Below are 23,065 nucleotides of genomic sequence, written 5' to 3'. Positions count from 1 at the left end.
GATCATTACACAAAATGCTTGACCCGGCAAGCTGCCCATTATTTAGCGATCACTACAAAATAAAGGAGGCACGGATGAAAGCTGCAATCATAGAATCCTTTGGCGACGCGGATGTGTTCCGGATGGCAGACCTGCCGCGTCCCGAACCCAAGCCGGGAGAGGTGCTGCTCCGCACCCATGCGTCCAGCGTGAACCCGGTGGATGCGGGGGTGCGGTCCGGGACCATCCTGCCCGATGATCCCGCCCTTTTCCCGATGATCCTGGGGTGGGATGCAGCGGGGACAGTCGAGGCGCTTGGCCCGGAAACAGAGGGGTTTGCCCCCGGCGACCGGGTGATGGCAATGTCGCCGCAGCCTGGGTCAATGGTCGGTACCCACGCTGAATTTGCCGCCTTGCCAGCCAGTCAGGTTGTGAAAATTGCCGATGCGGTTCCCTTCACCACTGCCGCCGCAGTGCCGCTGATCGGAAGCACAGCGCTGGCGGCTCTTCAGGCCCTGGCTTTGCCGCCGGGCGCGCGTGTCCTGATCAACAATCCAATGGGGGCGGTTGGCGCAATGGCGGCAGCAATCGCCCCTCTGCTGGGGTTCGAACTCGCCGCCCCGGACGCGCGGCAGGTGGACGGCGCCATTGACGTGCGCGGGCGCAAACACGCGCAGCAGGCATTTGCTGCCGTGAAAGATGGCGGCGCCTATGCAACGATTGTCCCGGAGTGGTGGAAGCCAGGCGGGGTTTTCACGGAATCGCGGGGGATCACCCCGGTGACGGTTCAAAACCCCGCCAATCAGGAGGTTCTGCTGCCATTGGCGGGCTGGCTGGCCGAAGGTGTTCTGATGCCGGAGATCGAGGATATTCTGCCGCTTGATCAGATCGCAGAGGCGCACCGCAGGCTGGGGACGCCTGGGCATACGGGCAAATTCATTCTGGACCATACCCTCTGATATCAGCTGGAAAGGGAACAGGCGGGCGGGTCTCCGCCTGTTCCGGTACAATAAGCTACTGTAGTCCGGACTGGCTTTGCCCTGCCAGACACTGCTGCGCCTGCACCGTGATGCAGGCCAGAATATCGCTGGCGGCCTGCACTTTAACGATCAAGCCGATGCCTTCACCGGCAAAAGCGGTGGCAACATCCGGATCGCCGGCCTCCTGGGCTGCCGACCATTTTGCGGCCTCTGCGCCCGCTTCCAGTTTCAAAGCCTTCTCGGAACCGTGCCATTTCTGAATGAACCGGTTGCGCAAAACGCGGCCATTGTAACGGCCGGGCCAGTCATAACCGCGGACCACATCCACCACCCGGGTGCGGATCGTGTCATCTCCCGTTGCCGCCAGCGCGCGGTCCAGAATGCGCGGGTGCACCAGCGCCTCGTGCGAGGCCCAGAACCGCGTGCCGATAACTGCCCCATCTGCGCCCAGCATCAGCGCCGCTGCAAGGCCGCGCCCATCCGTAATACCGCCTGCGGCACAAAGCAGCGCTTTGCTGTTCCGGCGTGCGATCTCGTCGGCGATCTCGGGCACCAAGGCAAAGGTGCCGCGCGCTTCGCCATGGCCGCCAGCGTCCGCTCCTTGCGCAACAATGATGTCCGCACCGCAATCCAGTGCTTGCCGGGCATCGCGCAGTGTCTGCACCTGGCAGATCAGTGGCACACCCGCGTCCTTGATCGCAAGCGCGAATGGTGCAGGGTCGCCAAAGGACAAGAACAGCGCCGCTGGATCACGCGCCAGCACCCGGTCCAGCAGCTGCGGCTGTTCCGCAAGTTTCCAGGTGATCAGGCCGCAGCCGACGCGGGCGGGCGCCGCAAGGCCGAACTGCTGGTCGATCCAGGCGGCATCGCCGTAAGCGCCGCCGATCATGCCCAGCCCGCCCGCATTGGAGACGGCACTGGCCAGCGCGCCGCCCGCGGCAAAGGCCATTGGCGCCTGGATCACCGGACAGGTGATCCCCAGCGCCTCTGTCAGCCGCGTCTTCATTGCGCCTGTTTCCGGTACTCCTGCACCGGCAGGCCGCCAACGCCCCAATCCTCCAGCGGGACTTCGTTGATTACCACAAATGTGGTCGCCGGGTTCTTACCCAGAACCTCCTGCAGCAGGTCCGTAACTCCGGTGATCAGCTGCGCCTTTTGGTCCGCACTCGGGCCGGTGCCGTCAGGGCCGCCTTCACGGGTGATTTTGATATTCACATAAGGCATCTGTCAGCCCTTTCGCGGTACATATGAGAACACTTTTGCTACAATGCGCCATTCAGCGCCGTGGCGGACAAGGGTAAGCAGGTCATGGAAATCCCGGCCCATCATGGTCATCCGGGCGCTGACGCGGGCCAGCCGGTCGCTGGCAAAGGCAATCTCCAGGATTTCCTCCTCGCGCGGGTCGCCACGCTTGGCCGGCGGCTCGCGACCGTCGACGCGGGTCATGTAGGTTTCAAGATCCAGGTACAGTTCATCACCTTCGGTGGCGCAGATATAGGCCAGCTGCGGATGAAAAACGTCGCGCAGCTTGGTGCTGTCGGCGTGATGGAGACCCTCGAAATAGGCCTCCATCAGTGCGCCGACCACTTTGTGATCGGCTGATGTCATTGGATCAGCCCTTCTGCGCGCATCGCAGCCTGAGCGGACGGGCGGGCGGCGCTGCGGCTCACGAACGCCGCCAGCCGGGGCCAGCGGGCCAGGTCGATGCCGGTGAAGTTCGCCCAGTTCGAGACCGCGAACAGATAGGCATCCGCGACCGAGAACCGGTCCTCTACCAGCCACTCGCGGCCATCCTCCAGCTGCGTCTCGATGAAATCGAACTTGCCCGCTACAGCGGTGCGCGCGTCGTCTTTGCCGCCCTCGGATATGCCGTCGCGGAACAGCGGGTTAAAGGCTTTGTGCAGCTCGGTTCCGATCCAGTTGAGCTGTTCCTGCATCCGGGCACGGGCCAAGGTACCGGCTGCCGGCGCCAAATCCGCTTCCGGGTTGCTGTCCGCGATGTACTGCAGAACCGCCGCCCCTTCGGTCAGAACGCTGCCGTCGTCCAGGCCCAGGGCCGGCACATAACCCTTGGGGTTGATCGCGCGGTAGTCTGCGCCGCTTTCGGTCCGGCCTGCCGCGGTATCGACAGCTTCGATTTCAAATGGACGGCCGGTTTCATGCAGGGCGATATGGCTGGCCAGCGGACAGGCGCCGGGTTTGTAGTAGAGTTTCATGACAGTCTCCTGTGTTTGGTGATGTCCTCTGACTACCCGCTGATATGATTGATTGATAATATTGAGTACTCATGAATATGATCCAAAAAAATAATCATGTAATGGTCCCATGAAACACGATCAGCTCATTGCCCTTGAGGCGATTGTCTCAACCGGCACCTTCCGCGGCGCGGCGGAGCGTCTGAACAAATCGCAGTCCGCCATCAGCCACACAATCCGCCTGCTGGAAGAGGAGCTGGAGCTGGAGCTGTTCAGCCGCGCGGCCTACCGGCCGGCACTTACCCCGGCAGGTGAAATTTTCTACCGCGAGGCCTCCCGTGTGCTGCGGCAGATGCAAGGCTTGAAAACCACCGCCGCCCGGCTGCGCGCCCGCGAAGAGCCAGAGCTGAACATTGCGGTCAGCGCCACAATGGATCTGGATCCTTTGCTGCCGGCGCTTGCCGAAACCGGACGGCGTCACCCGGCCACCCATCTCCGGCTGCGGATGGAAATGATGGGCGGCCCGATCGCCCGGCTGATGGAGGGCAAGGCAGACATCGCGCTTGCTTCGCTGGAAGGGGTGCCGCTGGATGATGTGGAAGCTGAGCCGGTCACGGAGGTGACAATCCGGCCAGTGGCCAGCCCCGGGCTGAACCTGCCCGTCGGCTCCCGTGCATTTTCAGCATCCGAAATGCAAAGCTACGTGCAGGTGGTCGCGGCGGGCACAGGCGGCGCCGCGCATGAACAAAGCCGCGACCTTCTTCCGGGCGGGCTGAAGTGGACCGTTTCCGATCTTGCTGCCAAGAAAAAGGTGATCCTCGCCGGTCTCGGCTGGGGCGGCCTGCCGGACCATATGACCGAGGAGGAGCGGCTGTCCGGTGCTTTGCTTCCCCTCAACCTGGAACGATTTCCTGTACGCCAAACGATGATTTTCAAGATGAGACGCAGAGACCGCCCGCCCGGCGTCGTGGCCAGTGAACTTTGGAACAGAATCGGGGCAGCCGAACCGGCCTAGGCCCTGAAAATGCCCGGCAGCAGGTCACGCCGCAATCGTCGGCAATTTCGCCTGAGGACACGCAGAAGCGCTCCCGCGGCTGTTGCTTTCCGCCGTGGGCGCGTACTGTTACTTCATGCCAGATGCGTGTAGAAGTTGACCAGATTCACGTTTGAAAAAGGCGGTATGCTTTCCAAAAATGACAATCGGCGCTGGAGCCTAAGAAAATGACAGCTTCGGATCCTTCAAGCCTGGCCACGGTTTCGTCGCAGTTTGCCGGGCATTGGATTATGGCCTTGCGGCACTGTTGCACGGATGCCCAATTGGCCTCCTTTCTGCAGCGCGCGGGGATGCATGCAGTCCAGGGTCGGATTGCCCACCGCATCACTTTGGATCAGATTGTCCGGCTTTACCAAATCGCTGCCATCGAAACCAATGATGAAATGATGGGCCTATGGAGCCGGCCGATCCGGGCCAGAGCACTGCAGCACCTGCTGACAACGGTCCGCGAAGCCAGCTCTCTTCCCTCAGCCTTGCACCGGTTCTCTACGTTCTGGAACCTGCTGCTGGACGATTACCAGATTGAACTCGCGTCCGGAAACGGCAGCATCAGCCTGCGGCTTGTGCCGCGCGGTGCGCAGCCCTGTCAGCAGTTCGGCCATATGCTGATCCTGAAACTGGCGCATGGGCTGCTGTCCTGGCTTGCAGGATATGAAGTGCCTGTCCAGGCGGTTCAGTTTGCCTTTGAGCGCCCTGGGTTTTCAGACGATTATGCGGTGATATTTCCGGCTCAGATCAGCTTCATGGCACCGTGTTCGGCAATTACGTTTGAGGTCGCGAAACTGGGGCCAACAAAAAGACGCAGCTCTGCGGAGCTGAAGGAGTTTCTAAGCCGGGCCCCCCGCGACTGGATGTTCACAGGATATAGGGAACATAAGCAGTCTCTGAGAGTCCGGGAGTTCCTTTATCAAACAAGCTGGGAGGGCGGCCACTTGGCAGATGCCGCCCGCGCATTGAACGTCACACCTAGAACCTTGATGCGGCGGCTGGATGCGGAAGACACCTCCTTTCAGGCGATCAAGGACGGGCTGCGCCGAGACATAGCCATTCATGACCTGCAAGCCGGGAGCAAGAGCATCGAAGAAATCTCTCAGGATGTCGGGTTCTCCTCTCCCGCGAATTTCCACCGCGCTTTCCGGCGGTGGACGGGTGTAACACCAAGTTCGTACAGAGTATCGAAAAACTGAACACTGGCCCTGTCCCCAAAGAAGATCGCAGAGGTGCTCAATAAGGAAGGCGTGCCGGGCCCGTCCGGCCGCCATTGGGGGATTTCACCATCCATGGCAACCGCCGGAGAGGCACCGGCATTCTGCACAATGAACTCTATAACGGACGCCAGATCTGGAACCGGCTGTGCTACGTAAGGTCCCCGGGACAAACAGGCGGATTTCCCGCCTGAACCCGGAAAGTGAATGAACCATCACCGAGGTTCCAGAGCTGCGCATCGTTGAGCGGCATTTGCAAATCCATCCCTGCCGCCAGATCCGGCATTGATTTTAGCTGTACCGCCGCGGTCCAAGCCGGCCGGCTGTCAGGCAGAGTGCCGGCATTAAACCGGCACAGTTTCATGCTGCACTCCGCTGCGCCGCAAGATTTCTTCGGTCCCGGAATTCCGCGCCCCGGCCCGAACCCCTTCAGTCCCGGATCACCGCCATGGCTGCACCTCCAAGCTCCTGCAGGGCCGCGTTGCGCGTGCCGAAATCCGCATCTGCGTCCGACAGAAAGATGGTGATGATCCACGGCGCCCCTTTATCGGGCGTGACCATTGCAATGATGTTGCGGGTGTGGCTGCCGCTGCCGGACTTGTCGAGGACTTGCCAGTCCGCGGGCGCGTCAGCGCGCAGCAGGTTGCCTGTCACGCCGCCAGGGCTCATCCAGTCTGCCAGCTGGTCGCGCGATGCCTGGGACAGAGCACTGCCCAGCAGCAGCTTTTCCAGCGTGGCGGCCATTGCCGCCGGGGTCGTTGTGTCGCGCGGATCGCCGGGGGCGAAAGTGTTCAGTTCGGGCTCACGCCGGTCCAGACGGCTGATCGGATCGCCAATTCTGCGGAAGAATTGCGTAACTGCCTGCGGCCCGCCAAGCCGGTCGATCAGGATATTGGCTGCAGTGTTGTCGCTCATGTCGATAGCGGCAAAGCACAGCGCGCCGATCGTCATGTCCTCGCCAACCCGTGTTTTTGCAACCGGCGCGTAGGACTGCAGATCCGCCTCGCGCACCGGCAGCGCGTCGGAAAGAGCCAGTTCCCCCGCATCGCGCTGCGCGAGCACGGCCCCGCAGATTGGCGCCTTCACGGTGCTGTTCATCAGGAAACGTTCATCTTCCCGGTGCGACCAGGACGTCTGCCCGCCAACCTCTTTGATCGACAAACCGACGCGCCCGCCAAGCCTCTGTTCAACGTGCGACACGGTTTCGGCCAGTGCCGCGAGGCGCATGTCAGCTGCGGACATGGTGGCCAGAGACAGGCCAAGAGCGAGCCCTGCCGCAGCGCGCGACAGGACGGAAGCGGTGAACCGCATGGGATGTTCCTTTCGGGATAAGAGCCAAAGACGACATCAGGTGATGTCATGCGTCTGGTATATTTCAGCTTGATCCGGCGCTACAAACGACAAATCTTATCGCCTGCCATTAGCTGAGGTATTGCCATGGATCGCCCCGACCTGCCTTTGAACGCCCTGCGCGTGTTCGAGGTTGCCATGCGCCAGGGCAGTTTCACCAAGGCCGCCGTCGAACTGCGGGTGACCCAGGCCGCGGTCAGCCATCAGGTCGCGCGGCTGGAAGATCTGCTGGGAGTCACCCTGTTCCTGCGCACTTCGCAGGGGCTGGTGCCGACCGACGAGGGGCAACGGCTTTTCCCGGTGCTCGAACACGGGTTCGACGCGATGGCGAGGGTTCTTGGCCGCCTTGGCGGGCAGCGCGACGTGGAGGTTCTGAAGGTCGGGGTGAACACGACCTTTGCGCTCGGCTGGCTGATGCCGCGGGTCGATGCCTTCCGGCAGGCGCATCCGGAGATCGATCTGCGGATTTCGACCAACAACAACCAGGTGGAAATCCTGCGCGAGGGACTGGATATGGCCATCCGTTTCGGCACCGGCGGCTGGACCGGCCATGACGCAATCCCGCTGATAGAGGCGCCGTTGGTGCCGCTCTGCGCGCCGCGGCTGGCGGCGCGCCTGCAGCATCCATCGGACCTCGGGCATGTGACGCTTCTGCGCAGCTACCGCAGCGCCGAATGGCCGGGTTGGTTCGAAGTTGCAGGCGCGCCCTGTCCGCCGGTCACGGGCCCGGTCTTTGACAGCTCGGTGGCGCTCGCGGAACTTGCCGCCTCGGGAGCAGGCGCGGCGCTGCTGCCAGTCGCCATGTTCGAGAGATTCATTGCCCAAGGCCGGCTGGCACAACCCTTCTGCGTCACCTTTTCCGCCGGGCGCTACTATCTTGCCTGGCCCTCAGACCGCCCTGCAACACAGGCGATGAACACATTTTCCCGATGGCTCTCCGGGCAGCGCACAGAAGAGTCAAAGCTGATGCCCCTTGCTGGATCGGGAGACGCATGATCCGTCAGCCATAGCTGGGGCAATACATCTTTGAAACCGTCGAGGAGGCGCAGAACCAGGCAACGGAATGGCTTTGGACTTACAACAACGAGCGACCCAACATGGGCATCGGCGACATGACACCCGCAATGAAACTGAAAATAGCCGCATGAATTCTACGGCTGAGTTCCACTAAAAATGGGGGACTACCCGATCGCCGACCTTGCGCTGTTGGCAGGCTCGCCCTGGCGAAGTCTGGAACCTGGACGAAGTTGCCGTGAAAATCGCGGGCAGGTCATTCTGGTTGTGGCATGCCGTCGATCAGGAAGGCGCCGTATTGGAAGAAATCCCCCAATCCAGGCGGAGTATGCGGGCGGCTGATCTGAGCCCCGGCGCAACTGTCTTAAGCCAGACCCGACTTACAGGCTCAAATAATCTGAGCCGGATACGCCGATAATCTCGGCCCGGCGATGGATAATCTCAAGATACCGTAATGGGCCGCTCAAGCCGCGCGTTTGGTTACAAGCTCCTCGTGAAGGGAAGTGGATTGCCCACCTTCCGTGTCAGCAGGAGGATATCATGGAAGTCTATATCGGGGTCGATGTGTCACTGGAATTGTCGAGTGTCTGCGTGGTCGACCGCGCCGGCCAAGTGATACGTGAGACAAAGGTTGCAAGTGAACCCGATGCGTTAGTCGATTTCTGTTGTTCATTGAGCCAACAGATCGTGTTGATTGGCATGGAAGCGGGGCCTTTATCGCAATGGTTGTTCGCTGGGTTGACTGAAGCAGGACAAAAGCCGGTTTTGATGGAGACCCGCCAAGTCAAATCTGCGCTACAGGCGATGCCAGTCAAAACCGACCGGCGCGATGCACACGGGATTGCCCAACTCTTGCGCACTGGTTGGTTTCGGCCAGTGCATTGCAAATCAATCTCGGCGCAGGAGATCCGAGCTTTGCTTTCAGGACGTAAGCTGCTGCTGAATAAGCTGATTGAAATCGAGCATGGCTTAAGAGGTATTCTGCGCGGCTTTGGTTTGAAAATGGGCAAAGTCAGCAGGGGGCGTTTTCTAGAGCGGGTGAATGAGCTTGTTGCAGGCAACCCTATGCTTGAGGAGATCTCGCAGGCGATGTTACAAGCTCGCTCGGCGCTCCAGACGGAGGTTTCGGATCTTGATCGCCGCGCTCGAAGCCTGGCCCGCGCTGACGGCCCTTGCCGATTGATGATGACAGCCCCCGGTGTCGGAGCGCTGACGGCCCTCACCTTCAGAGCGGCGGTGGATGATCCTGCCCGGTTCCGGTCATCAAAGCGCGTCGGGGCGCACTTTGGACTGACACCGCGAAAACACCAATCCGGTGAGACCGACATAACCGGTTCGATCACTCGGGCGGGCGACGCCGGAGTCCGTGCCATGCTCTTTGAGGCGGCGCAGGTCTTGCTGACCCGTGTGCAGGCGCCGTCGGATTTGAAAAGCTGGGGGCTGGCAGTAGCTCGGCGGCGCGGTTTAAAACGCGCCATTGTCGCCGTTGCACGTAAGCTTGGAACAGTGTTGCATCGAATGTGGTCGGATGGTGCCGAGTTCCGCTCTACGGTCGCCGCGCCTGCGGCAACCACATAATTGTACAACGAAAGAAAAACCAGATCCGGTTGAGCTGAAAAGCCAGCTCACCGACGTCCCCCACCGGGACGCGGATCCCGAAGACGCCGTGTAGCGGCTCGTGGCTCGCAAAAGTGAAGCCCGCTCTCAAGATTGGCGCTCGGGGTCTTTCTAACAGGTATCATGTGGCGGCCCACGTCGACCACGAACGGAAGCATGAAACCGGTGGATGGACGAAATTGGGAGCTTGACTAAACTCAGACCATTACGGAAGCCGCTACATCTAGGGTGAGATCGAGGCCGCTGACGTGGGGCTTGCCCTGGTGTGCGGCGCGGCTATACTTTGAAGCCGCGCCGAGGTGTCTATACTTTCAACGGGCGCACGGCACCCTTCAGCGAAAAATGCTCCGGGAACATGGCCGCCAGGAAGCGGAAGATGATCCGCGATGCCTCTTCCCGGTCGAAGCGGTCAGGGTGCAGCAGGAAGTCGGTCCACATGCCCTCAAGCAGTGCCAGTGTGCCATGGGTTGCATCCCGGGCCGCACCGGTGGCATCCGGTGTTCCGGCCTCGCGCACGATCCGGGAAAAGGCGTTGTGGATCATGCCGCGCAGCCGTCCGTCGCGGGTATCGGAATACTCGGCCACGGCCTTGCGGTTCCTGGCCTCGCCGCGGAAGGCGTACCAGATGCTGACATTGCGCCGGTTCAGCACCCGCGCGCTGAGGTCGCCGCGCACGATCATCTCGACCCGTTCCTGCGGGCTGTCTCCTGCGGTCTGCAGCAGCGCTTCCAGCCCGTCGTAATATTCCTCTGACGAATGATGCGCCGCCGCCTGAACCAGGTTGTCCTTGCCGCCGAAATGCAGGTGGATCATGCCGCGTGACAGGCCGGCGCGCTGGATGATCTCGCTGACGGATGTTTCCGAAATACCTTTCTCCGCCACCGAATCCAGCACCGCCCCGATCAGGGCCTGGCGGTTCTGCTCGCGGTTCTGTTCCCGTTTTCCCGGCATATGACTCTGTTGGTTATTGACGGCATTCACAATTCGACACCCTGCAGCAGGCAGTGCCATGCCAGCATTGGTCGCATATCACCCGCAGAATATCCAGTCAAAATGGACGCTTGTCCATTTCCTTAAGAAACCTGTTGACAGATGCATGCCCTGACCGCCACTCTTTTATGGACGATTGTCCATTTTTTAGTGCGGCACCCGCGTAAACAAAAACGGTAAGCGATACCCAGCAATGGCCGGAATTCTAAAAACCGAAGCAGGCAAAGGTCTGGCGCTCAGCGCCCCTGCGTCGCTATATGTGGGGCTGCTGGTAGCTGCGCCGCTGGGCATTCTGGTGGCCTACAGCTTCTGGACCCAGTCCTATGTCGACATCGACAAGACGCTGACCTGGGCCAATTACGCCGAGGCCGCCACCGATCCGCTGGTGCGGCATCTAATGCTGCGCTCGATCCTGATTGCCGGGGCGGTGACCATGGCGACGGTGGCGCTGGCCTATCCGATTGCCTATTTCATCGCCTACCGCACCCGCAAGAAAACCCTCTGGCTCTTGCTGATCACCATCCCGTTCTGGTCAAGCTACCTGCTGCGGGTGTTCAGCTGGAAGCTGATCCTCGGGTTCAACGGGGTGATGAATTCCGCTCTGCTCTCAATGGGGCTGATCAACGAACCGCTGACCTTTCTTCTCTACAATGAATTCGCGGTGGTGCTGACCCTGGCCCACGCCTGGGCGCCGTTTGCGATCCTGCCGATCTATGTCTCGCTGCAGAAGATCGACCGGGCATTGCTGGAGGCCGCCACCGATCTCGGGTGCTCCAAGCTGGAACGGTTCTTCCGGGTCACCCTGCCGCTGTCGGTGCCCGGCATCATCGCCGCCAGCCTGATCATCTTTATCCCTACTGTCGGCGACTACGTCACCCCGTCACTGGTCGGCGGCTCGCAGGGCAAGATGGTGGCTAACCTCATCCAGGTGCAGTTCGGCCCGGCCAACAACTGGCCGTTGGGCGCGACGCTGTCGCTGGTGGCGATGGCCTCGGTCGGCTTTGTCGCCATCCTGTTCGTTATCCTGGCCACCGCCCTGGGGAGGAGAATCCGTTGAGCAAGTCACTCCGTTTCCCCTGGCTGCTGGCCTATGCGGTGGCCTATCTGATCTTCCTCTACCTGCCGGTGCTGCTGCTGCCGCTGTTCTCCTTCAACGACGGCACCATCGTCGCCTTCCCGATGAAGGGGTTCACCCTGAAATGGTATGCCCAGCTGGGGGCGCAGGACACGCTCTTGCAGGCGATGGCGAACTCGCTGATCGTCGGCGTGGTCACCGCAGTGGTGGCTACCTCGCTGGGGCTGTTTGCGGCCCGCGCCTATGTGCGCTACCGCTTCACGGGGCGCGAGGTCTCCGAAGGGCTGGTGATGCTGCCGCTGGTTATCCCCGGCATCATCGTGGCGTCGTCGATGCTGGTGCTGTTCATCTCGCTGGGGCTGCGGCCGTCGCTGACCACGGTGATCCTCGGCCATGTCTTTGTCGCGCTGCCGTTTGCCGTATCAATCATGAAATCCGCCTTTGACGACTTTGATCAATCGCTGGAGGAAGCCGCTTTTGATCTGGGCGAAAGCGTGATTGGCACCTTCCGCCGGGTGACCCTGCCGATTGTTGCTCCGGGGATTGTTGCCAGCCTGCTGGTCACGTTCACCGTGTCGTTCGACGAATTTGTGCTGGCCTTCTTTCTGTCCGGCAACCAGCCCACCCTGCCTGTCTATATCTGGAGCCAGATCCGCTTTCCGGCAAAGCTGCCGAACACGCTGGCGCTTGGCTCGCTTTTGCTGCTGGCCTCGGTGCTGTTGCTGCTGACAGCCGAATACTTCCGCCGCCGCTCCACCAAATCCGCCTGAGTGTAAGGACCAACAGATGACCAGTCAGAACATCATCGAAATCTCCGGGGTGGAAAAGCGCTTTGGCACCTTTGTGGCGGTGCGCGACCTGAACCTCGAACTGAAGGAGGGCGAGTTTTTCTCGCTCCTTGGCCCCTCGGGCTGCGGCAAGACAACGGCGCTGCGGATGATTGCGGGGTTTCAGGACCATGACGAAGGCACCATCCGCATCGGCGGCCAGGACATGGCCCACATTCCTGCCAACAAGCGCCCGGCAAACATGGTGTTCCAGTCCTACGCGATCTTTCCGCATCTGAACGTCGGCGACAACGTGGCGTTTGGCCTGCGTAAGCTGCGTCTTGGCAAGACCGAGATGCAGGACCGCGTCGCCGAAGCGCTGGAGATGGTGGAATTGGGCGGGCTGCAGGCGCGCAAGGCCGATGAGCTGTCGGGCGGCCAGCGCCAGCGGGTTGCCCTGGCCCGTGCGCTGGTGATGCGGCCCAAGGTGCTGCTGCTGGATGAGCCGCTGTCGGCGCTGGACAAGAACCTGCGCGAGGCGATGCAGTTTGAGATGCGCCGCCTGCAGCAAAAGCTTGGCATCACCTTTGTCATGGTCACCCACGACCAGTACGAGGCGATGACAATGTCCGACCGCATCGGCGTGATGTTCCAGGGCCAGCTCAAACAGGTCGATAAGCCGGAGGTGCTCTACGCCCGTCCCTGCAGCCAGGAAGTCGCGGCGTTCATCGGCGGCATGAACTTCCTTGACGCGGCGGTGACAGGTGAGGCGGACGGCAAGCTGCACGCCCAGGTGCAGGGCTTCGGGCCGCTTGCCATTGATATGAACCCCAATGTGGCCCAGCGCGGGCCGCAGCTGCTGGCGGGCATCCGCCCCGAACAGCTGGAGATTTCTGCCCAAAAGCCCGATGGCTATGACGGCTATCTGCAGGGCACTGTCACCAACGCCGCGTTTTATGGCGAAAACGTCCACTACCACGTCACCGCTGACGGGCTGCAGCAGCCCATTGCGGTGTCGGTGCCGAACTATTTTCACACGGTTGATCACCAGCAGGGCGATCCGGTCTGGCTGGGGGTGCAGAACGCCTCGGTCATCGACCTCGGCGCCCGCGAGGCATGAGAATAAAGGGAGGAAGAAATATGAAACATTTCAACACGGTGCTGGCCGCTGCCACGGCTTTGACCGCCTCAGCCGGCATTGCGTCCGCCGATGCCGCCAGCCTGTCGGTCTTTGACTGGTCAGGCTATGAGGATCAGGGCTTCTACGGCGATTATGTCGCCAAATACGGCGGCGCCCCCAGCTATACTTATTTCGGCAGCGTCGAGGAGGCCTTTACCAAGCTGCAGTCGGGCTTTGCCGCTGATCTTGCCCATCCCTGCACCGACGGCTTGCGCAAATGGGTCGCAGCGGGTCTGCTGAAACCCATTGACACTTCCAAGATCAGCAACTGGGAGAATTTGCTGCCGCAGATCAAAGATGTGGACGGCGTCACCATCGACGGCAACACCTATATGGTGCCGTTTGAATGGGGCAACACCGGGCTGATCTACCGCACCGACCAGATCAATGCTGCGGACGTCTCGCTGCAATTGCTGGGTGATCCCGCCCATCAGGGCAAGATCGCCATTCCCGATGCGGCCTCCTCGGCCTATGCAATGGCAGCTTTGGCCACCGGGGCCTCCAGCTATACCGATATGTCGGATGAAGAGTTCCAGAAAGCCTCGGACTTCCTGCGCGCAATCCACCCGAATGTCCGCTTCTACTGGTCCGATGCGGGCCAGCTGGATCAGGCCATTGCTTCAGGCGAGGTTACCATGGGCTGGGGCTGGAACCAGTCGGAGCTGAACCTGATCTGGAATGAAACACCGGCCAAGATGATGCGCGACGTGGACAAGGGCATCGCCACTTGGGTCTGCGGCTATGTGCATCTGAATTCCTCGACCCAAAGCGACGAACAGGTCTATGACATGCTGAATGCGCTAAGTGCCGAGGCCAGCGGCAAATACATCATTGAAAACTGGGGCTACGCCCATGCCAATGCAGATGCCTTTGCCTCAGCCGATCAGGATCTGATCAAGACCTACGGCTTTGCCGATGTGGACAGTTTCTTTGAGGACAGCCTGTTCTTTGACGCTGTAAAGCCCGAGCTTGAGGGCCGGATGCTGAAGGAATTCGAACGCATCAAAGCCGGGTTCTGATCCAGCCGGCGGCGGGCACTGAAACCCGCCGCACCACCAAGACCAAACAACCAAGACACAAAGGATGTGCCAGCATGCAAGGCGCAAATGGGTATTCCATTCTGTTCGAGCCGGTGAAGATCGGCCCCGTCACCGCACGGAACCGCTTTTACCAGGTGCCCCATTGCAACGGGATGGGCCATGTGCGCCCCCAGGCAGAGGCCGCGATGCGCACGATGAAGGCCGAAGGCGGCTGGGCCGTCGTTTCCACCCAGGAGACGGAAATTCATCCGACCTCTGACCTTGGGCCTTATGCGGAAAACCGGCTTTGGGATGAGCATGACATCCCCGCCCTCCGGCTGATGACGGAAGGTGTGCATGATAAAGGTGCGCTTGCGGCGATCCAGCTCGCCCATAACGGCCATCATGCCACCAACCATTTGACCCGCGCACCGGTGCTTGGCCCGTCGGACATGCCGATCGACACACCATTCCCGAAGCAGGCTCGTGCAATGGACAAATCCGACATCCGCGACCTGCGCCGCTGGCACCGGGCCGCCGCGCGGCGGGCCAAGGAGGCGGGTTTCGATATTGTCTATGTCTACGCCGGCCACCAGATGACTCTGCCGCAGCATTTTCTGCTGCCGCAGTACAACAACCGCAGCGATGAATACGGCGGCAGCCTGGAAAACCGGCTGCGCCTTACCCGCGAACTGCTGGAGGAAACCCGCGAGGAGCTTGACGGCCATTGCGCGGTAGCCTTCCGCTTTGCCGTGGATCAGATGGCCGGGCCGGACGGGATGCAGGCGCAGGAGGAAGGCCGCGCCGTGGTGGAATTGCTGGCTGATCTGCCCGATCTTTGGGATGTGAATATCTCAGACTGGAGCAATGACAGCCAGACCACCCGGTTCCAGCCGCAGGACGGGTTTCAGGTTCCTTACATCGAATTCGTCAAACAGGTGACTTCCAAACCCGTCGTCGGTGTCGGCCGTTTCACCTCGCCGGATCTGATGGCCTCGCTGGTCAAAAAGGGGGTGCTTGATCTCATTGGTGCGGCCCGGCCCTCGATCGCAGATCCGTTCCTGCCGAAGAAAATTGAAGAAGGCAGGATTGAGGAAATCCGCGAATGCATCGGCTGCAATATCTGCGTCTCTGCTGATATGCTCGGGGTGCCAATCCGCTGCACCCAGAACCCGACCATGGGCGAGGAATGGCGGCGGGGATGGCACCCTGAGGTGATCGCATCAAAGGGCCATGAGGAGCACGCGCTGGTGGTCGGTTCCGGACCCGCCGGGCTGGAATGCGCGATGCAGCTGGCCAAACGCGGCTATGACGTGACCCTTGCCGAAGCCGGGAAGGAGTTTGGCGGGCGGGCGCTGCGCGAAAGCCGCCTCAAAGGGCTGGCAGCTTGGAAACGGGTCGCGGACAACCGTCTGTGGCAGCTGCAGCAGCGGGCCAATGTCCAGATGTTCACAGACAGCCCGATGACCGCCGAAGAGGTGGCGGATCTCGGCATTCCCAATGTCTTCGTTGCAACCGGCAGCCAGTGGCACCGTGACGGCCGCGGGCGGTCTTCACTGGCCCCGCTGCCGGTGCAGAAAATGCCCTGTTTCACACCGGATGACATCATGGCTGGTGAACTGCCGCCGGACAGCGGGCCGGTGCTGCTCTATGATGACGACCAGGGGTATCTGGGCGGGGTGCTGGCCGATCACCTGGCCGCCGCGGGCCGCAAGGTGATCCTAGCCACGCCCGGCGCTGTGGCTTCGGCTTTTACCGACCTGACACTGGAGCAGGCCCGGGTGCAAACCAGCCTGTTGCAGGCAGGCGTGGAGATCGTGCCGCTGCATCTGCTCGACTCGGCAGATGCCACCGGCGCGGCACTCGCCTGTGCCTACACCGGCCGCATCCGGCAAATCAGCTGCGCCAGCCTTCTGATGGTGACGTCACGCCAGCGCGATACGGCGCTTTTCGATGCCCTGTGCGCTGACTACGGGGACCGGTTCACCACGCTGGAACTGATCGGCGACGCCGCGTCGCCCGGCCTGATTGCCGATGCGGTCTTTGCCGGCCATTTGGCGGCACGCAACTTTGAACGCGACCCGGCGGCAGCAGATGCTGAATGGTTCCGCCGCGAACTTATCTCACTCAACGATATGGGAGGCGCATAATGCCCAAAGATGACCTGCAAGTGATGCGTGACCTGATTGAAACCCATCAGCTCGGATTTGCGCTTGAGCGGCATTTCTATACCTCTCAGGCGGTTTATGACCACGACATCAAGATGTTCTGGAACCGCAACTGGATCTGGGCCGGCCATGTCAGCCAAATCGCAGAGCCGGGCGACTATTTCCTGTTCGACTACGGCCCGGAATCCATCATCGTGGTGCGCGACCGCAGCGGCGATGTCCGCGCCCATCTGAATGTCTGCCGCCATCGCGGATCCCGCGTGTGCCTGGAGAAACAGGGCTCAGCCCGGGTTTTCTCCTGCCCCTATCACGCCTGGACTTTCGGACTGGACGGAAAACTGCGTGGCGGCCGTGCCATGGGGCCGGATTTCGACCCCGGCGAATACGGGCTGTTCCCGGTGCAGGTGCAGATCTTCCAGGGGCTGATCTTTGTCTGCGCCGACGAAAACCCGCCGGCGCTGCAGGACAGCCTGGACAAGCTGGCACCGCTGTCCGCCCCGATGCAGCTGGAAAACCTGACGCTTGCACACGAGGCCTCTTATCCGGTGCCCGCCAACTGGAAGCTGGCGCTGGAGAACTATCTGGAGTGCTACCATTGCGCGCCCTCGCATCAGGAGTATTCGCGCAGCCATTCGCTGAAAGACCCGGCGGATGTTGAAAAACATGGCGAAGCTCTGCGCGAACGCTCTGCCGCCATCGGCCTGCCGACCGAAGAACTGGACCTCACCGGCCCCAATGCCCTGGCCTCGGGCGCGGATGTCTACTGGCGCCGCTACCCGCTGTTTCCCGGCTATCAGACCGGCAGCAGAGACGGCGCACCGCTGGCGCCTCCGCTAGGCGAGCTCAGCGGCCATGACGGCGGTGCCACCGACCTTGCGGTCGGCACGCTCAACTATTTCCTGATCTACGCCGACCACTTTGTCGGCTACCGCTTTGTGCCGCGCTCCCTGCAGGAAACCGATATACAGATCGCCTGGTATGTGCGTGGCGGTGCGGAAGAGGGTCGCGACTACGACAAGGAAGCGCTTACCTGGCTCTGGCATGTGACCTCGCTCGATGACGAGAAGATTATCCGCCACAATCAGGAAGGAGTGAATTCGCACCGTTTCGTTCCCGGCCCGCTGTCGGAAATGGAATGGAGTCTGCCCGGCTTCTACCGCAGCTATTTCGGCATGATCTGAACGCCTTACACCCTAGCAACTGTGTCCAGGCTTTCAGTCCCGGCATCTGGTGGACCGGGTTTGGGATGAAACGATCTGGCTCTGAAATCCAGATCTTGCAGATGTATTCGCAGGGTGTGAGGCCGCTGAGAATCTTGGGCCTGCGAGCGAAGTTGTATGCGTCCATGAAGCCGGCGAGGTGCGTGCGCAGCTGATCATGGCTGTTGTAAGGGAATCGTTTCACCGTCGCGTCCTTAATCGTTCGGTTCATCCGCCCGACCTGGCCGCCGCTCGGGCAAACAGTCCCCCGGACTGTTTGCCTTTCCTCGCAGCTCCATGGCTGAAGCGCATAGAGGCAATCATCCAGCGGCAGTAGCGTGTGCCGCCGGAATGCGACGATCATTGCCTCCTCCGCTTCGGTGGGAACGGTCGAACGCGGCTCCTTCGGCCCGGTCTTCAATTCCTCCACCGTCGCAGGCTTGCGCCACTTCGCGACGGTCTTGGGATTGATGCCCAGCTCCTTGCTCAGCTGCGCGGGCGAAGCATGCGATCTCTGTATTGCTGCTCTGACGGCGTGCGTGCCCTATCGGCAGATTGCTGCGCAACCGCCTGCCGGCTGATAGCGCGTGGCGCTCCCGTGACGAATTTGTCCCATTGTGCTTCCTTCCATTCCAACGAAAGGATCACACCATCAATACCTGGGATCTAACGCCTAGACCACGAGATCGCGGTAGTTGTTTAAGATCGCGGTTACTGCCGCCTTGGTTTTCGAAGGCAACACCGGTTGTTCCAGCTCGGCCAGCATCATCTTGAGGTCATCGCCGATACGCTCCAGCAGATCCTGATCCGGCGCGCCTGCATTGCTGAGCGGTATGTTTGGCCCGAAATAGCGGGAGTTCCAGACCTGGGTCCTGCAATTGTCGACCGTGTGCTGCCGCGCAAGGAAGTTCCCCGACGGGCCAACTTCCCGGATCAGATCGGCAGCCATCTGATCGGCGGAAACTTCCAGGCCTTGCCACATCTTACGCAGCAGCCCCGCCAGATCGTCGCAGAGTAAAAGCGCATGCAGCGAATATGTCAAACCCTGATCAAGGGATCCCATATAGTCGATTGTGGCGGGACGGTTGTAGAACATCTGCGTCATGTTCGAGGAGATTTCCCAGACTGCATCCTGATTAAAGCGGCGGGCAACCGAACAGCCGCCGATGCCGGTCAGCGACGGGAACCCCAGCGACCGGCGGATCTGGCACATCGCCATATCAGCCACTGAAGTCTGGGAAAAGCTGCCGATGGCGCCGGTGGCGGGTTCCATGAAATTCACATCCGAACAGCCGACGCAGAAACTGCCCTCGGCGGCCAGCTGGCCCAGCACCACAGCAGCAAAGTCTGTCATCAGCGCATGGGTGATGCATCCAGCCAGGGTAATTGGCGAAGAAGCGCCGCCGATCGGCAGGGTACCAACCCCAACCGGGACGCCTGCCCGGGCAGCGGTGATGATCTGGTCCGAGTGGATCCGTGCGAGATTGACCGGCAGCGGCGTGACCAGATGCAGGAAGTAGGGCTTTTTCCTCAGCGCGTCCTGCGACCCGCGCAGCGCGGCCGCCATTTCAGTGACAGCGACAAGCGACGACGGGTGCTCGCAAAGGTATTCCAGCGGCTTGGTGGTGTTTTCCATCAGGCAGACAAATTCGTCGATCTCGCCGAACTGGTTCGACTGTTCGACATTCTTCACCGCAATGCAGACACCGTCGACATGCGGCAGCTTGTCGGCAATCAAGGTGATCAGCGCCAGGTCCTCCCGCGTCGAAGGGCGCGGCTCACCGGAGTCCGCGTCATAGACCGCGATGCAAGTCATGCCGGGCATGAACCATGTGTGCTCGCAATCAATCGAGATGGGGTTTTCACCGTTGCGGTCCCAGAGCGTGGTCTTGCGGGCGGCTGTTGCCAGCGCCCTGCGGGTCACGGTTTCCGGGATCTTGACGATACCGCCGTCTGAAAGGACACAGCCAGCCTGCCGCAACAAACCATCCGCCTCGCCGCCCGGCTCGATGACCACGCCGGAGGTGGCAAGCAGCTCAACCGTGGTGTCCACGATCTTGTCCACCTGCCCCTGCGTCAGCGGCGCATAGGCCGGAGTGGCCCGGGAATGCGGGCCCTTGCTGGCAGGCGCTTCGATTGAGACGGTTTTTCTGCGGCTTCTCGCACGGCGCATTTGTTCTACCCATTTCTTTGAGTGATCGCTCAAATTTGGTGTTCGAAATCCGGTTTGTCCAGACATCAATGCCTCCTCCGGCAAATTATTTATTTGAGCGCTTAAATAAATAATGCTAATGATTCCAACCAGAGGGAAGGAGACCCGCATGAAGGACGACGCGCTAATTCAGTCTGATCCCAGGGCCGGACGTACCGGATTACCCGCCTGGAGTTATACCAATCCGGAGCTTCTGGAAGAAGAAAAGGAGCTGCTGTTCCGCCGCCACTGGCAGCTTGTTTGCCATGTGAATGACGTGCCGGAGCCCGGCGATTTCATGGCCGCGGATTTCACCGGTGAGCGTGCCCTGGTGGTGCGGGGGAAAGACGGCGCAGTGCGCGCCTTTCACAATCTTTGCCGCCATCGGGGCAGCCGTGTCGTGGCTGAAGACAAGGGTCATTGCAAAAACGCCATCATCTGTCCGTTCCACGGCTGGGCTTTCAATCTGGATGGCACCCTGCGCGGTGCGGCACGGCCCGAAACCCTGCCGGATCTGGATCCGCAGGAATGGGGGCTGAAACCGGTCGAGATGGACATCTGGCACGGGTTTGTCTTTGTGCGCTTCAAGCCGGGACCGCAGCCCGCGGTGTCCGAAGTGATGGCGCAGTTCGAGGCGGAGCTGGCGCCTTACGGCCTGGCAGACCTTCTGCCGGACGGGAACGGGATCAGCGCCACTGAAATTGCCGCAAACTGGAAATGCGTCCGCGATGTGGACAACGAAGGCTATCATGTGCCGCTGGCGCACCCGGGCCTGCATGATCTTTTTGGCAGCAACTATGACGATCAGCCTTTCAGTAACGGCGCTGCACGGTCATTCGGCGCCTTCCGTCCCGGTAACGGGCGGCTGTGGAGCGTGCGCAACTACAAAAAGCTGCTGCCCAAAGCCGATGGGCTGGACGAGGAACATCAGGCAGCCTGGCTCTATCTTGGGCTGTTCCCCAACCTGGTGTTCGGCATCTACCCGGACTCGGTGATCTTCTACCACGAGTTTCCGGTGGAAAACGGCCGCACCATCCAGCGCGCCGCCTGTTACAAGCGACCCTCCGAAGACCGGCAGCTGCGCGCCGCGCGCTATCTCAGCGGGCGGATCGACCGGATCACCTCGAAAGAGGATGAGCAGCTTATAGAATGGTGCTGGGAGGCGGCCTTTTCCAGCGGCTATGACGGTGTCATCCTGTCGGATCTGGAGCATGGCGTGCGCAGCTACCACGACGAGCTGCGCAAGCTGTTCCCGGTTCTGCAGCATGATGAACCCGGAAAAGGGCAATTGAAGGCCTGCAACGCAGAACTGCTTGCGCAGCTGGACAAGACATGAAGGCGGGCGCCGCCCGTGCGGGGGCGGCGCCCTTAAAACCACCCAGGAGGAGCCAGGAATGTTAACTGGAGAGAGGCGCCAGGGCCTCGCATTAATCAGCCCGACATTGCTCTATTCGCTGCTGATGCTGGCCGCGCCTTTGGTGATGGTGCTGACGTTCAGTTTCTGGACCCAGAACTATCTGGATCTCGACACCACGCTCACGCTGGACAACTACCGCGAGGCCTGGAGCAAGCCGATCTACCGCGCCTTGCTGCTGCGTTCATTGAAAATCTCGCTCATTGTCACGGCAGTGACCGTGGGGCTGGCGTTTCCGATCGCCTATTTTCTGTCCTTTCACGTCAAACAGCACAAGGCATTGTGGCTGTTCCTGATCACCGTTCCGTTCTGGACCAGCTACCTGCTGCGGGTGTTTCTGTGGAAGGTCATCCTCGGCTATAACGGCGTGCTTAACACGGCCTTCACAGGGCTGGGCATTATTGACGAGCCGCTGACCTTCCTGCTGTATAATGCCAATGCGGTGGTGCTGACCCTGGCGCATGCCTGGGCACCCTTTGCGATCCTGCCGATTTTTGTGGCACTTGAGAAAATCGACCGCTCACTGCTGGAGGCCGCTGAGGATCTGGGCGACGGGCCGGTGCGGCGGTTCTTCCGCATCACCCTGCCGCTGGCGATGCCCGGCGTGGTTGCCTCCACCCTGATTGTGCTGATCCCCACCATCGGCGATTTCATCACTCCGAAACTGGTTGGCGGCACCGACGGGCTGATGATCGCCAACATGATCCAGATACAATTCGGCAAGGCAAACAACGCGCCGTTAGGGGCTGCGCTGGCGATCACTTCGATGCTGATTGTGGCCGGCATAAGCGCGGTTATCTTCCTTGCTGGCAAACGTTTTGGAGGCAAGGTGCAATGAAACCCGCCCTGAAATTCCTCTCTGCCAGATGGCTGGCCGTTTATGCGGTTGCCTATATGGTGTTTCTCTACGCGCCGGTGATCCTGCTGCCGATGTTCGCCTTCAACGATGCCACGATCATCTCCTTTCCGCTGACCGGATTCACGACGCAGTGGTTCGACGTGCTGTGGCAAACCGAATCCCTGCATGGCGCGGTGCGGAATTCGCTTTTGGTCGGTCTCTCATCGGCGGTGCTGAGCACCATCCTTGGCGCCTGTGCGGCACGGGCTGCGGCGCGCTACCGGTTTCCCGCAAAACACGGCATCATGAGCTTTATCATGCTGCCGCTGGTGCTGCCCGAAATCATCGTGGCGGTGTCCCTGCTGGTGCTGCTGATGCAGCTGGGCATGCCGCTGTCGCTGGCAACCGTGGTGCTGGGGCATGTGCTGATCTGCACGCCCTTCTCCATCGCCATCCTGAACTCCGCCTTTCAGGGGCTGGACCAAAGCCTGGAGGAAGCGTCCTTTGACCTGGGCGAAAGCCGCTGGGGCACCTTCCGCCGCGTGGTCCTGCCTCTGGTCATGCCGGGTGTGGTGTCCAGCCTGCTGATCACCTTCACCATTTCGCTGGATGAGTTCATCATCGCGTTTTTCCTGACAGGCACCGAAGTTACCCTGCCCGTCTATATCTGGAGCCAGCTGCGCTTCCCTGCCAAACTGCCATCAGTGATGGCGCTGGGGACCATCCTGCTGGCTTTGTCCGTCCTGCTCCTGATCCTGGCCGAGTGGTTCCGCCGCCGCGCCGCCAGGAAACAGGGTCTCGAAGCTTCAGCCACCGGAGGATTTGCCTGA

The 23,065-nt window shown here is 61.0% G+C and carries 22 protein-coding genes and 2 pseudogenes; 16 read left to right on the top strand and 8 right to left on the bottom strand.

Annotated features, from left to right (window positions below; genetic code table 11):
• Nucleotides 1-74 precede the first annotated feature (74 nt).
• Entirely contained in the window at nt 75-938 is an 864-nt protein-coding gene (locus K3557_RS00635) for an NADP-dependent oxidoreductase (RefSeq protein ID WP_259996849.1), read from the top strand.
• Nucleotides 939-993: 55 nt separating this feature from the next.
• Here the strand turns inward: K3557_RS00635 and K3557_RS00630 are convergent, their stop codons facing one another.
• The 4 genes from K3557_RS00630 to gstA are packed head-to-tail and all read right to left on the bottom strand — an operon-like array spanning nt 994 to nt 3,175.
• A complete protein-coding gene (locus K3557_RS00630) occupies nt 994-1,965 on the bottom strand; it encodes a nitronate monooxygenase family protein (protein ID WP_259996847.1) in 972 nt (323 codons plus the stop codon).
• The gene (locus K3557_RS00625) at nt 1,962-2,183 is read right to left on the bottom strand and encodes a 4-oxalocrotonate tautomerase family protein (RefSeq protein ID WP_259996843.1); all 222 of its coding nucleotides are present in this window, start codon (nt 2,181-2,183) and stop codon (nt 1,962-1,964) included. The genes K3557_RS00630 and K3557_RS00625 overlap by 4 nt, the downstream gene beginning before the upstream one ends.
• A gap of 3 nt (nt 2,184-2,186) precedes the next feature.
• Entirely contained in the window at nt 2,187-2,567 is a 381-nt protein-coding gene (locus tag K3557_RS00620) for a nuclear transport factor 2 family protein (RefSeq protein WP_259996841.1), read from the bottom strand.
• Entirely contained in the window at nt 2,564-3,175 is a 612-nt protein-coding gene (gstA, locus tag K3557_RS00615; RefSeq protein ID WP_259987739.1) for a glutathione transferase GstA, read from the bottom strand. Before gstA ends, K3557_RS00620 begins: the two co-directional genes overlap by 4 nt.
• A gap of 109 nt (nt 3,176-3,284) precedes the next feature.
• Between gstA and K3557_RS00610 the strand changes: the two genes are divergently transcribed.
• Nucleotides 3,285-4,169 carry a LysR family transcriptional regulator gene (locus K3557_RS00610; RefSeq protein WP_259996839.1) on the top strand — a complete coding sequence of 295 codons (885 nt, stop codon included), beginning with the start codon at nt 3,285-3,287 and terminating at the stop codon, nt 4,167-4,169.
• A 206-nt stretch (nt 4,170-4,375) separates the two neighbouring features.
• Nucleotides 4,376-5,395, top strand: coding sequence for an AraC family transcriptional regulator (locus K3557_RS00605; protein ID WP_259996837.1), 1,020 nt, complete (start codon nt 4,376-4,378; stop codon nt 5,393-5,395).
• Nucleotides 5,396-5,842: 447 nt separating this feature from the next.
• On the opposite strand, the gene bla is transcribed toward K3557_RS00605, so the two are convergent.
• Nucleotides 5,843-6,724, bottom strand: a complete 882-nt coding sequence (gene bla, locus K3557_RS00600) for a class A beta-lactamase (RefSeq protein ID WP_259996835.1) — start codon at nt 6,722-6,724, stop codon at nt 5,843-5,845.
• Between the two features lie 126 nt (nt 6,725-6,850).
• Here bla and K3557_RS00595 point away from each other — a divergent pair, with 126 nt between their 5' ends.
• The 4 genes and pseudogenes from K3557_RS00595 (at nt 6,851) to K3557_RS00580 (ending at nt 9,355) form a co-directional block, all read left to right on the top strand.
• Nucleotides 6,851-7,759 carry a LysR family transcriptional regulator gene (locus tag K3557_RS00595; protein ID WP_259996832.1) on the top strand — a complete coding sequence of 303 codons (909 nt, stop codon included), beginning with the start codon at nt 6,851-6,853 and terminating at the stop codon, nt 7,757-7,759.
• Between the two features lie 14 nt (nt 7,760-7,773).
• Nucleotides 7,774-7,911 (top strand): annotated as a pseudogene (locus tag K3557_RS00590) (integrase core domain-containing protein); the annotation flags it as partial.
• A gap of 104 nt (nt 7,912-8,015) precedes the next feature.
• A complete protein-coding gene (locus K3557_RS20510; RefSeq protein WP_409201195.1) occupies nt 8,016-8,195 on the top strand; it encodes a hypothetical protein in 180 nt (59 codons plus the stop codon).
• 122 nt (nt 8,196-8,317) lie between these two features.
• Nucleotides 8,318-9,355 (top strand): IS110 family transposase, encoded by a 1,038-nt coding sequence (locus tag K3557_RS00580; RefSeq protein WP_259996830.1) that lies wholly within the window; start codon nt 8,318-8,320, stop codon nt 9,353-9,355.
• Nucleotides 9,356-9,697: 342 nt separating this feature from the next.
• Here the strand turns inward: K3557_RS00580 and K3557_RS00575 are convergent, their stop codons facing one another.
• Nucleotides 9,698-10,345, bottom strand: coding sequence for a TetR family transcriptional regulator C-terminal domain-containing protein (locus tag K3557_RS00575; protein ID WP_259996828.1), 648 nt, complete (start codon nt 10,343-10,345; stop codon nt 9,698-9,700).
• A gap of 232 nt (nt 10,346-10,577) precedes the next feature.
• Between K3557_RS00575 and K3557_RS00570 the strand changes: the two genes are divergently transcribed.
• The 6 genes from K3557_RS00570 to K3557_RS00545 all read left to right on the top strand — a co-directional run bounded on the left by K3557_RS00570 (nt 10,578) and on the right by K3557_RS00545 (nt 17,774).
• Nucleotides 10,578-11,441 carry an ABC transporter permease gene (locus K3557_RS00570; RefSeq protein ID WP_259996816.1) on the top strand — a complete coding sequence of 288 codons (864 nt, stop codon included), beginning with the start codon at nt 10,578-10,580 and terminating at the stop codon, nt 11,439-11,441.
• Entirely contained in the window at nt 11,438-12,229 is a 792-nt protein-coding gene (locus tag K3557_RS00565; protein ID WP_259987757.1) for an ABC transporter permease, read from the top strand. The genes K3557_RS00570 and K3557_RS00565 overlap by 4 nt, the downstream gene beginning before the upstream one ends.
• A 16-nt stretch (nt 12,230-12,245) precedes the next feature.
• Nucleotides 12,246-13,346 carry an ABC transporter ATP-binding protein gene (locus K3557_RS00560; protein WP_259996810.1) on the top strand — a complete coding sequence of 367 codons (1,101 nt, stop codon included), beginning with the start codon at nt 12,246-12,248 and terminating at the stop codon, nt 13,344-13,346.
• Between the two features lie 20 nt (nt 13,347-13,366).
• A complete protein-coding gene (locus K3557_RS00555) occupies nt 13,367-14,425 on the top strand; it encodes a PotD/PotF family extracellular solute-binding protein (protein ID WP_259996808.1) in 1,059 nt (352 codons plus the stop codon).
• 74 nt (nt 14,426-14,499) lie between these two features.
• A complete protein-coding gene (locus K3557_RS00550) occupies nt 14,500-16,575 on the top strand; it encodes an FAD-dependent oxidoreductase (protein WP_259996806.1) in 2,076 nt (691 codons plus the stop codon).
• Nucleotides 16,575-17,774 (top strand): aromatic ring-hydroxylating dioxygenase subunit alpha, encoded by a 1,200-nt coding sequence (locus K3557_RS00545; protein ID WP_259996804.1) that lies wholly within the window; start codon nt 16,575-16,577, stop codon nt 17,772-17,774. The genes K3557_RS00550 and K3557_RS00545 overlap by 1 nt, the downstream gene beginning before the upstream one ends.
• Nucleotides 17,775-17,802: 28 nt before the next feature.
• On the opposite strand, the pseudogene K3557_RS00540 reads toward K3557_RS00545, so the two are convergent.
• Together K3557_RS00540 and K3557_RS00535 are read right to left on the bottom strand one after the other, a co-directional pair.
• Nucleotides 17,803-18,312: pseudogene (locus K3557_RS00540) on the bottom strand (hypothetical protein); the annotation flags it as partial.
• Between the two features lie 153 nt (nt 18,313-18,465).
• Entirely contained in the window at nt 18,466-19,965 is a 1,500-nt protein-coding gene (locus K3557_RS00535) for a trimethylamine methyltransferase family protein (protein WP_259996802.1), read from the bottom strand.
• Between the two features lie 148 nt (nt 19,966-20,113).
• On the opposite strand from K3557_RS00535, the gene K3557_RS00530 reads away from it, so the two are divergent.
• Genes K3557_RS00530 through K3557_RS00520 form a run of 3 tightly spaced genes read left to right on the top strand, consistent with a single transcriptional unit; the run spans nt 20,114 to nt 23,065 of the window.
• On the top strand, nt 20,114-21,319 hold the full coding sequence (locus K3557_RS00530) for an SRPBCC family protein (RefSeq protein ID WP_259996791.1): 1,206 nt from the start codon (nt 20,114-20,116) through the stop codon (nt 21,317-21,319).
• 58 nt (nt 21,320-21,377) lie between these two features.
• Nucleotides 21,378-22,235 carry an ABC transporter permease gene (locus tag K3557_RS00525; protein WP_259996789.1) on the top strand — a complete coding sequence of 286 codons (858 nt, stop codon included), beginning with the start codon at nt 21,378-21,380 and terminating at the stop codon, nt 22,233-22,235.
• A complete protein-coding gene (locus tag K3557_RS00520) occupies nt 22,232-23,065 on the top strand; it encodes an ABC transporter permease (protein ID WP_259996786.1) in 834 nt (277 codons plus the stop codon). The genes K3557_RS00525 and K3557_RS00520 overlap by 4 nt, the downstream gene beginning before the upstream one ends.

It is taken from the genome of Leisingera sp. M523, from assembly GCF_025141335.1.
GTDB lineage: Bacteria > Pseudomonadota > Alphaproteobacteria > Rhodobacterales > Rhodobacteraceae > Leisingera.
Note: the sequence above shows the minus strand (reverse complement) of the source record. Positions and strands in the feature narration are given on the sequence as shown.